8 protein-coding genes and 2 pseudogenes are annotated in these 9,491 nt (G+C 48.3%); 2 read left to right on the top strand and 8 right to left on the bottom strand.

What is annotated here, in order from left to right; all coding sequences use genetic code 11:
* Positions 1 to 528: pseudogene (locus ACTHS3_RS08620) on the top strand (LysM peptidoglycan-binding domain-containing protein); the annotation flags it as partial.
* 311 nt (positions 529 to 839) lie between these two features.
* Here the strand turns inward: ACTHS3_RS08620 and ACTHS3_RS08615 are convergent.
* The gene (locus ACTHS3_RS08615; RefSeq protein WP_004520172.1) at positions 840 to 2,255 is read right to left on the bottom strand and encodes an OmpP1/FadL family transporter; all 1,416 of its coding nucleotides are present in this window, start codon (positions 2,253 to 2,255) and stop codon (positions 840 to 842) included.
* Positions 2,256 to 2,430: 175 nt separating this feature from the next.
* Positions 2,431 to 3,903 (bottom strand): pyruvate kinase, encoded by a 1,473-nt coding sequence (pyk, locus tag ACTHS3_RS08610; protein ID WP_049337966.1) that lies wholly within the window; start codon positions 3,901 to 3,903, stop codon positions 2,431 to 2,433.
* 213 nt (positions 3,904 to 4,116) lie between these two features.
* On the opposite strand from pyk, the gene ACTHS3_RS08605 reads away from it, so the two are divergent.
* Positions 4,117 to 4,620, top strand: a complete 504-nt coding sequence (locus ACTHS3_RS08605; RefSeq protein WP_049336347.1) for a hypothetical protein — start codon at positions 4,117 to 4,119, stop codon at positions 4,618 to 4,620.
* Between the two features lie 65 nt (positions 4,621 to 4,685).
* Here ACTHS3_RS08605 and ACTHS3_RS08600 read toward each other — a convergent pair whose 3' ends face one another.
* The 6 genes and pseudogenes from ACTHS3_RS08600 to ACTHS3_RS08575 all read right to left on the bottom strand — a co-directional run.
* Positions 4,686 to 4,811 carry a hypothetical protein gene (locus tag ACTHS3_RS08600; RefSeq protein ID WP_003684698.1) on the bottom strand — a complete coding sequence of 42 codons (126 nt, stop codon included), beginning with the start codon at positions 4,809 to 4,811 and terminating at the stop codon, positions 4,686 to 4,688.
* Positions 4,812 to 4,834: 23 nt separating this feature from the next.
* Entirely contained in the window at positions 4,835 to 5,698 is an 864-nt protein-coding gene (locus ACTHS3_RS08595) for a GNAT family N-acetyltransferase (RefSeq protein ID WP_049336349.1), read from the bottom strand.
* A gap of 275 nt (positions 5,699 to 5,973) precedes the next feature.
* Positions 5,974 to 6,639: a hypothetical protein gene (locus tag ACTHS3_RS08590; RefSeq protein ID WP_049336352.1), complete on the bottom strand. Its 666-nt coding sequence runs from the start codon at positions 6,637 to 6,639 to the stop codon at positions 5,974 to 5,976.
* 193 nt (positions 6,640 to 6,832) lie between these two features.
* Positions 6,833 to 7,291: an aspartate carbamoyltransferase regulatory subunit gene (pyrI, locus tag ACTHS3_RS08585; protein ID WP_004520167.1), complete on the bottom strand. Its 459-nt coding sequence runs from the start codon at positions 7,289 to 7,291 to the stop codon at positions 6,833 to 6,835.
* A 10-nt stretch (positions 7,292 to 7,301) separates the two neighbouring features.
* The gene (gene pyrB / locus ACTHS3_RS08580; RefSeq protein ID WP_440367686.1) at positions 7,302 to 8,222 is read right to left on the bottom strand and encodes an aspartate carbamoyltransferase; all 921 of its coding nucleotides are present in this window, start codon (positions 8,220 to 8,222) and stop codon (positions 7,302 to 7,304) included.
* A 1,042-nt stretch (positions 8,223 to 9,264) separates the two neighbouring features.
* Positions 9,265 to 9,491 (bottom strand): annotated as a pseudogene (locus ACTHS3_RS08575) (type IV pilin protein); the annotation flags it as partial.

The raw sequence follows: 9,491 nt of genomic DNA, 5'->3' as shown, positions 1-9,491 counted from the left end.
CCTTTGGTTATCGAAGAAGCCGTTTCCGAAATCCGCAAAGACGACTATCTGCTGAAACTGCCCGAAGGCCTCGACAGCTTCAATGTGATGCCTCACGCCCCTGCCCGTCCGATTCAGGCCAAAGTCGTTTCCATCTTCGACGGCGTGGGCGAAGCCGGTCAGTTCCAAACCATTACTTTGGATAAAGGCGAACTCGACGGCTTGGACAAAGGCACTGTGGTCAGCCTCTACAAACGCGGCCGCCAAGTCCGTGTCAATCTATCCAACAACCTGATTCGTAAGCCGAAAGACAAAGATACGGTTGAGTTGGTTTCCATTCCGGCGGAAGAAATCGGTTTGGCAATGGTGTACCGCACATCCGACCATCTGGCCTCAGCCATTATTTTGGAAAGCCTGAACAGCGTTTCCATCGGTGATACCGCTTCCGAACCCGGCCGCGACTTGGACAATATGGCTGATGAAAAAACCATGGACAAGCCGGCTGAAGACGAACAAGAAAGAGAAATCGAACTGGAAGTCCGCAGCTGATTGAGCTTTCTTAGCAGCCATCTGGCAAATAAGGCCGTCTGAAAACCTGTTTTTCAGACGGCCTTTTGATTGCTGCCCATCAGAATAAAGAAATCTGTAACACGTTGTTTAAAGCGCAAACAACATCTTATTTTTCCAGCCGGTAATCGGCTATTCTTTTTTCTATCGTTTTTCCGTTCTGCCATTCCAATCAGAAATATGTAAAGCCCAACACACCATTTATTGCCTGTGGATTGCTCCATCTGTTCCTGCCAATCAAAAAGGCCGTCTGAAATCTTCAGACGGCCTTTTTATCCACAACTCAAATCCGATTATTTGAATTTGTAAGTGTATTGCAAGCCCAAGATGTCCGCTTTATTTTTGAAGCGGGCAGAGGATGCACCGCGGCTGTCCACGTCGTTGCCGCTGGCTTTGCCGGTGCGGTAAACCGTGTCATTGATGTGGATATGGCTGTACGCCGCATCGATAACATGGTTTTTACCCAGTTGATATTTGGCACCGACGGAGAACCAAATACGGTTGCCGTCAGGCAGGCTGTTCATACGGTCTTCAGCGCTTTTAACCGGCGATTTATCGAAAGCGATACCGGCACGCAGTTGCAATGGTTCGGTAACTTGGTAAGAGCCGCCGAATGCAACTTTATAAGTGTTGCGCCAGTTAGGCGTGATAACGGTACGGTCAGATTGGCCGTTGACAACTTTTTTGGTGTTTTCAAACACCAGCTCCGCTTTGTTGAAGCGGCTATGGCGCGTCCAAGTCACATCGCCGAACAGGTTGGTTTTGTCGGTGGCGCGGTACATACCATGAACAGACAAAGACTCAGGCGTTACGATTTTTACGCTGGCTTTTTCGTTCGGCACATAACCGCGTGCAGCCATTGCACCCAAATCCCATGCGCGTTTTGCATATGCGCCGTCCGCTTCCCAATCGGCAGTGCCTTTCAGCGTATGCGATACTTTGGAACGATAGTTCACACCCACGCGTGCGCGCTCGTTGATGTCCCACATCCACGCCAGTTGGTAACCAAAGCCCCAATCGTGACCTTTTACATCGGCATGACCGTCAGCTTTGCCGGTCGCATCGACAGCAACGGGACGGCCTGCTTGACGGGAAGCCAAGCCGCTGGCCAACTGGCTGATGGCGCCGGAAGCATCCCAGTCGGAGTATTTGCGCAATTCGGCTTTGGAATATTGGGCAATCAAACCGGCACCGACGGCGTGCTGCTCATTCAGTTTCCACGCAACTACCGGCTCGATGGCTATGGTGGTCAAACCCAGTTTGTTGATGTTGTGGCGCAAGACGGAATCTTTTTCGTATTCGGTTGCCGAACCGAAAGGAACGTACACGCCCAAACCCAAAGTCACATCGTCGCTGGCTTTGTACGCGCTATAAACGTGCGGAGCAACGGTGGTTTCGGTAATTTTGCCGCTGGTCGAGCCGCTGACATCGGCACCCGTGCGGAAGTGTTTCGCAGATTCTGCCTCATAATGAATGCTTGGGAAAACGATATTGGCGTTGACGGAAATTTGGCTGCTGTCGATTTTGCTCAAACCGGCCGGGTTGTAGAAAATAGTTGAGGCATCGGCGGCTTCGGCGGCGGCGGCGTTGGCCGTGCCTTGTGCGTTAACGGATTGTGTGCCGAAATGGTAGCCGGAGGCTTGGACGGCGGTAGATAACAGTGCTGCGCTTAAAATAAACGCTGTTTTTTTCAGGTTGAAATGAATCATTTTGGTTTACCGTGAAAGTGGCGTACAAAGAAAAAGGCCGTCTGAAACGTCCTTTATTGATTTAGTATAGGCACTCAATTCTATACTACATCATTATTTTTGCCTAATCTTTTCTTTTTTTACACAAAAAAGCAGGCTAAAACAGCCTGCTTTTCCAATTATCGGATCACTGCAATTATTTAACCTGCAACACTTCCAGCGTATTGGTCGAACCGGATTCGCGCATTTGCGAACCGCTGGTGATGATGTATTGGTCGCCGCTTTGGAGGATTTTGTGTTCTACCAGCATGGCTTCCACTTCGTTCAGCGCGGTATCGTGATCGGTACTGGTTGCCAAAATCAACGGACGCACGCCGCGGTACATCGCCATGCGGCGTTGCGCTGAAACACTCGGCGTCAGGGCAAAAATCGGCAGGGTGATGTTGTGGCGGCTGACTTCGAAGGCGGTCGAACCGCTTTCAGTCAGGGCAACGATGGCTTTGGCGTGAACTGCTCGCGCCACGCTGACCGCACCGCCAGCAATCGCCAAGTTGGTGCTGACGGCTTCGGGATACTCGACCTGTTCGGCAACGCCGTTGAGCGAATCTTGTTCTTTTTCCGCAGCCGCACAAATAATCGCCATTTGGCTGACGGTTTCAAACGGATACGCACCGACGGCGGTTTCGGCGGAACACATCACCGCATCGGTACCGTCCAATACCGCGTTGGCCACGTCGCTGACTTCCGCGCGGGTTGGTACAGGGTTGGTAATCATGGATTCCATCATTTGAGTTGCGGTAATGCTGAAGCGGCGCAACTCACGGGCGCGGCGGATCATGCGTTTTTGTAGGGCAGGTACGGCGGCATGGCCGACTTCCACTGCCAAGTCGCCGCGGGCAACCATAATACCGTCGCTGGCAAGGATGATTTCGTCCAGATTTTCAATGGCTTCTACGCGCTCGATTTTGGAAACCAAACCGGGACGTACGGCTGTACTGCCTTTCATTTCTTCTTCGACTTTGGCGCGTGCGATGTGCAAATCTTCGGCAGATTTCACAAAGCTGATGGCCAAGTAGTCGCAACCAATGGCAATCGCCGTTTTCAGGTCGCGGAAGTCTTTTTCGGTCAACGCACCGGCAGACAGGCCACCGCCGCGTTTATTGATACCTTTGTTACTTTTCAGCACATGGCTGTTTTCTACCCTTGTAATAATCTTACTTCCTTCAACCGCCTCAACGGTCAAAGTCAACAGGCCGTCGTCCAGCCACAAAACATCGCCGGCAGCGACGTCATTCGGCAAATCACGGTAGTCCAAACCCACCGCTTCGCGTGTACCTTCGCCTTCAAGTGCGGCATCCAAAATCAAAGTTTCATCTTTATTCAGCTCGATGCTGCCGCCGGCAATTTTACCGACACGGATTTTAGGCCCTTGCAAGTCGGCAAGAATGGCGATTTCCTGACCCGCACGTTTCGCGGCTTCGCGTACGATACGGGCATTTTCTTCATGAAACTCCGGCGTACCGTGGCTGAAATTGAAACGGACGACATTAAGGCCGCCGACACGGATCATGTCTTCCAACAATTGTACATTGTTGCTGCCCGGACCCAGTGTGGCAACAATTTTGGTATTGTGGCTGATACGGGTTAAATCACGTTGCAATTGGCTCATGTAAACGTCCTTTCCTGTTGATTTCACGTTTGATAATGAAGAAGATTGTACTCTTAATGCAATAATGTTGGCGTAAAATTACATCATTTTCTGACTTAAACTAAATTTATTTTTGCATTAACCTACTTTTCTATCGGATACAATACACTCTCACGTCGTCATTTTTAATTTTCAGACGGCCTCCCTCATACTAATAGAATACCCAACTGATCCATGAAACGTTTTTTGACTCCGCTACCCATCGGTATCGTTTTGGCCGACCTGATCTACGGTTTCGTACTTAATGTCATGCAAGGCTTAAATTTGCAACAAACCGCCGCCAACCAGTCCGGTACAATTTCCGTTACGCCCGACATTGCCTTCAACAGCCTACAAATCGTCGCCAACGGCGGCATGGTCTGTATCATCGGCTTCGGTTTGATTGTTTTGTTCCAACTCAACCGCGCCGTATTACGCCAACAAATCCTGCCCATCGGTATTTTCCGAACCCTCGGCCTGTTGGCTGTTTTGGCATTCAGCATTTCGTCTTTGTGGGAATGGTTGCATGCCGCTTTGTCGCTGCTTTCCGGGCACAACGTTTTAAACTTCAGCAACCCGCGTTATCTGGTTACCGCAGCCTGCATGCCCATCATCGCTTTCTTGTGCATCCTGCGCCTGTACAATTGGTATCGCCTGCATCGGACTGTTGCCGCTGACGACACCTCCACGACACTCTAATCAAGTTGCAAAAAGGCCGTCTGAAACAGGAAAACCTATTTCAGACGGCCTTGTCATTGTATATCTCAACGTTGATGGCTGGTTTCTACACCGGCCTTAATCTCACCATACATTTGCGAGCTGCCTCCGCTGCCTGATGCGCAGGCCGCCAAGCTCAGTGTCAAAACAGCCGCGGTCAAAATCTTCAACATTGATTTCTCTCTTTCCACAAAAATTATTTCGGATCGCAACGGAAATGGTAAGCGCAAATTTCAAATCCGTTTTTGAAGTAGAGACGATGCGCACCTGCACGGTCATGGTTAACATGGACATTCAGATGGATTTTGGTCGCGCCGGTTTCCGCACCGATTTTGCGTACTTCTTCCAACAAGCGTGAAGCATAGCCTTTTTGGCGGCATTGCGGCATGGTTACGAGATCATCAATATGGATATGGTAACCACTGGCCAAGTTATGTGCAGTATGGAAACCGCATACGGCCACGGCATTTTGTTTACCTTCTTCAAAAATACCCAACAGGCGGTAACCGGTTTTGCGCTGATGCTCGTTGATTTGTTCGACGAAACGGTGAATATCGGTCAAAGAAGAACGCAAAATGCTCAATGCCGCAAAAGCGGTTGCGGTTTCTTCCGGCGGAATTTCACGCAATACGCCAACCACAGGCGCGGCAGCTTGAGGCTCAGGCTGAGCATTGGCCGCTTCCGCACGCTCGGCTGCATGTTTTTCTTCAATCGCCTGCGCCAACAAAACGCGCTCGACCGGCACTTCGCCCTGCTGTTTGCTCTCTTGCTCTTTGAGCAAGGCTTTGCAGTCAATCACGCGCAAATCATTATCCGCTGCAAAGTCCATCAAGAAACGGAACATTTGCGGATTGTCTTCTTCCAACTTTTTATCGACCGCTACACAACGGACATTGTCCACCAAAATCGGGCGCACCCAATTCGAATAGGAAAGGCGGTTGTCTTTAGTAAAGGAGGACAAAATACCGCACAGGCGCTCCGCCCAGTCGCTTGGTCGGAAAATCTTGCCTTTGCTGGTCGTACCATGGATCACAACTTCATAAGGATTACACACTAACATAAGCAGCTTCCTGAGAGTAAATGGCTGAAGGAATATTTCGCCAGTGCCAACATCAGAAAAAGTTCCGATACATAGCAACAGATTATTGAAAAAATATCAGTAAGGTTTTGAAATACGACAATGATGAGACGGCTTGCCGAGCCTGACAATCCGTTTCGAATTCTTTGATTATTATACCCGATACGCCTCTTTTTCTTCAAAAATCATTTGAAAAATAACAACAGGCCGTCTGAAAACAAGTATTTCGGTTTCAGACGGCCTGCATATTTTGAATATCAATACAACAATTTCTTGCGGGGCTTTTGCTCGCCATTGGATTTAATTTCTGACAAATTGAAATTCAATATGCTCAAATCCAAAACGCTTTCTGAAGTGCATTGATCGCCAAAGGCATTTTCATAAGTGGCTTTCAGTTTCAATACTCCGCCGAATGTTTGGTCCGGCAATTCGGCAGCCAGCGCCAACATGCTTGCAAACACGCCGCCATACAATTCTCCCGATGCCAGCATATCCACGCCGCCGGAAAACATCTCCAAGCGCATAACTGCATCGGCAACCAGCTTGCTCGGCAAGTGATCCGGCAAAGCCTCAGCCTCAAAACGCACATTCTTCGCCAAGCCCTTACCGCTATTGCGGACAACCAAAACCAATAAATCCGTTTGTCCATCAGAACGTTGCAACGTCGCATGCAAAACAGGATGAATGCTCTCTTTTTGAATCAGCTGCTCACGGTGCAACATCTTGCTTTTAGCTTTGGATCGCGCAGATACGACGGCCCAAATCAACCAAACAAATGCAACGGCAGAAATGGCTGTAACCAAAAGGGGAAGATTGGTCAAATAGGCTTGCTGATTAAACCAAACTTGTGCGGCTAAAAATCCGGCAAAGAAAATCAAGACGTATAAAATTGGGGCAAACCGGCTTTGTATGGATGAGTGCATGAGTTTTCCTACATTTCGTATCATGTTATTAAAAAATAATGCCTTTCGGGCGAATAATGTCATCAACCCGGAAGGCATTATTTTAACGTAATTTTAACGCAATTTGCTTAATATCTTGCTTTTTATGAAACTAATGTATCAAGCAGACAACTCAAACCGTATAGCCGTATTTTCAGACGGCCTGAGATTTTTATCAGGCTTCGGCAACCGAATCACGCGAGAAGGTTTTTTCGCAATAATGGCATTTCAAACGCGTCTGACCATTATGTGAACGGACATAAAAGCGACTGATGACCGGCTCGCCATGACTGGCACAATTAGTATTCGGGCAACGGAACACTTCCGAAATCTCGTCCGGCAATGACAAATGCTGTTTCTCAACCACCTTAAACCGATCGATTTTGTTGACCACTGCTTCAGGGGCAAATAAAGCTAAACGGTTGGCCGCATTGGCATCCAACCACACACCGCTGATTTTGATAATGTCTTTGCTTCCCTGCGTTTTACTGGGCAAATTAAAACCAACCGTAACCGCGCTGCCATAATGCAGCAGCTTAAACTGTCTTAAAATGGCCAAGCCTTTACCAGCAGGAATATGGTCAATCACCGTACCTTGTTCGATTGCTTCAACGCTGAGTTTTGAGTTTTCCATCTTTCGCTCCTTAAACTTCTTCGTTCAATACCAAAGACAAAATCGCCATCCGTGCATACACTCCATTGGTTGCCTGTTCAAAATAATAGGCATGAGGTGTTTTATCCACATTCGGATGAATTTCATCTACCCTCGGTAAAGGATGCAAGACGCGCAAATTGGGTTTGGCGTTTGCCAACATCGGCGCATCAAGATTGAATTTACCCTGAATTTTGGCAAATTCCTGCTCATCAAAACGTTCGCGCTGAACGCGGGTCATGTACAAAATATCCGCCCATTCGACCGCTTCTTCCAAGCTGGACAGGACTTGATAAGGGCAACTGGCCTCCTCCAGCTCTTCAGTGATATAGTCCGGCATCGCCAAGCTGGGAGGAGAAACAAATGCAAACTCACAACCCCAACGCTTCAATGCTTGACATAATGAGTGTACCGTACGGCCATATTTCAAATCACCGGCCATCGCAATCTTCAAATTGCTCAAACTACCTTGTGTTTCATAAATCGTTACCAGATCCAAAAGCGTCTGGCTTGGATGTTGGTTGGTACCATCGCCGGCATTAATCACGGGCACGCTCGAAAACTCGGCCGCCACACGGGCCGCACCGTCTTTCGGGTGTCGCTGAATAATCGCATCCGTATAACTGGAAATAATCCTCGCAGTATCTGCAAGCGTTTCACCCTTTTTCGCGCTGGTATTCGCGCCATCGGAAAAACCGATAACTTTCCCACCCAAACGCTGTACCGCCGTTTCAAAAGACAAACGCGTACGGGTAGAGGGTTCAAAAAAGCACGAACCAATCAATTTACCTTCAAGCAAATCTTTGCGAGGCTGCTTTTTCAACTTCAAGGCCGTCTGAAGCAGCAATTCGAGCTGCTCCGTCGTCAAATCTGAAATTGAAATAATATGTTGCCGATAAAGCGGATTAGGCATGACCATTCCTTCCCATAAAAAAGCCCGCAACAGGCGGGCGTTTCAAGCAAACCGATTCCATCGTTGCCCGACATCATCCCCGTCGGACAATCACAACCATGTTTCTACCACACCCATGAAATCTCCCGCATTATCGCATATTTAACAGACGACTGCTTCTATCAAGTTTTCAGACGGTCTGAGACCTTTGCAAAAAATCCTTCATCCCCAACAGCCAAAAATCAAACACAGGGACTTGACAGCTCCCTTTTATCTTCCCAATGCTCGCATCTTGTAGGAGCAAACAAGCGCAAGTAAGCTGTTAACCACTTCAACGATTCAAACATATCGCTTTCGAATAGCGTTGCACACCCATGTTGCCTAAAGCAAATTAGGTTCACACCCTGATTTACAGTGAAACGTAACAAAGCTTTGTTCAACCACATAACGGGTTTTTCGACAAATATTCGGTTGTGTTTGATTTGCGTTTCCGTCGATGAGTTGTTGCAAAGGGCTTTGCGATAATGCAGGTCTGTAGCTGATGTTTTTCTAGGTGCCATCTGTTTTGCTGCCGTAGCCTTTGATCGAACCTTCTGCCATACCTTATCTCGTCGATATTGAAGGAGTGATGTGCAGTTTCTCAATATAGCCTTTCAAAATAGATACAGATATATGTTTGCTGTATCAACCAGCCTTTTACCCTGCAGACAATGCTATCTTTGCTTGGTGTAATTTGTCTACAGCCTTTATCTTTTATTATCCTTACCCATGACCGCTCGGGCCGTCTGAATAATGTTGCATCAATAACTTAAACTACCGCTTTCTCTACTTTTAAACTTTCCCGCTCAATTTACAGTTAATTCCTAATAGTTCTGACCAGGGCATTACCTTCCGCCGGCTGGTTGCAGTGTCAGCATAAGGTACTGGATTTGAAATATTCAGTTCGTCAAAATAATAAAACGGGTTAAGACAATAATGCAGTACTCGAGGTTGAGATCAGCCTCCCCCAAAGACGTGCCTGTGCACGTCCTTTTTACTTTCTTATCTCCTTTCCACCCTATTGTCACCCCGTAAAAGGCCGACACTCCGCATCATTGCCCCTAAATATCTCCTCACCGTCCGTACAGCTGCCCTTCCCCTTCATCTTCCCGCACACCACCGCCGTCAGCGACTCGTTCAAGCGCAGCACCCTCGGCTCCGCCTCCCTGTCCAGCGCCACCGCCTTCAAGGTAAACTTACCCTCCAGGATGCCCTTAGCCTGACCGCTCATCCTGATACAGAAACCGCCCG

It is taken from the genome of Neisseria sp. P0009.S007 (assembly GCF_051962515.1).
This window is presented reverse-complemented; position numbering and strand designations above follow the sequence as displayed.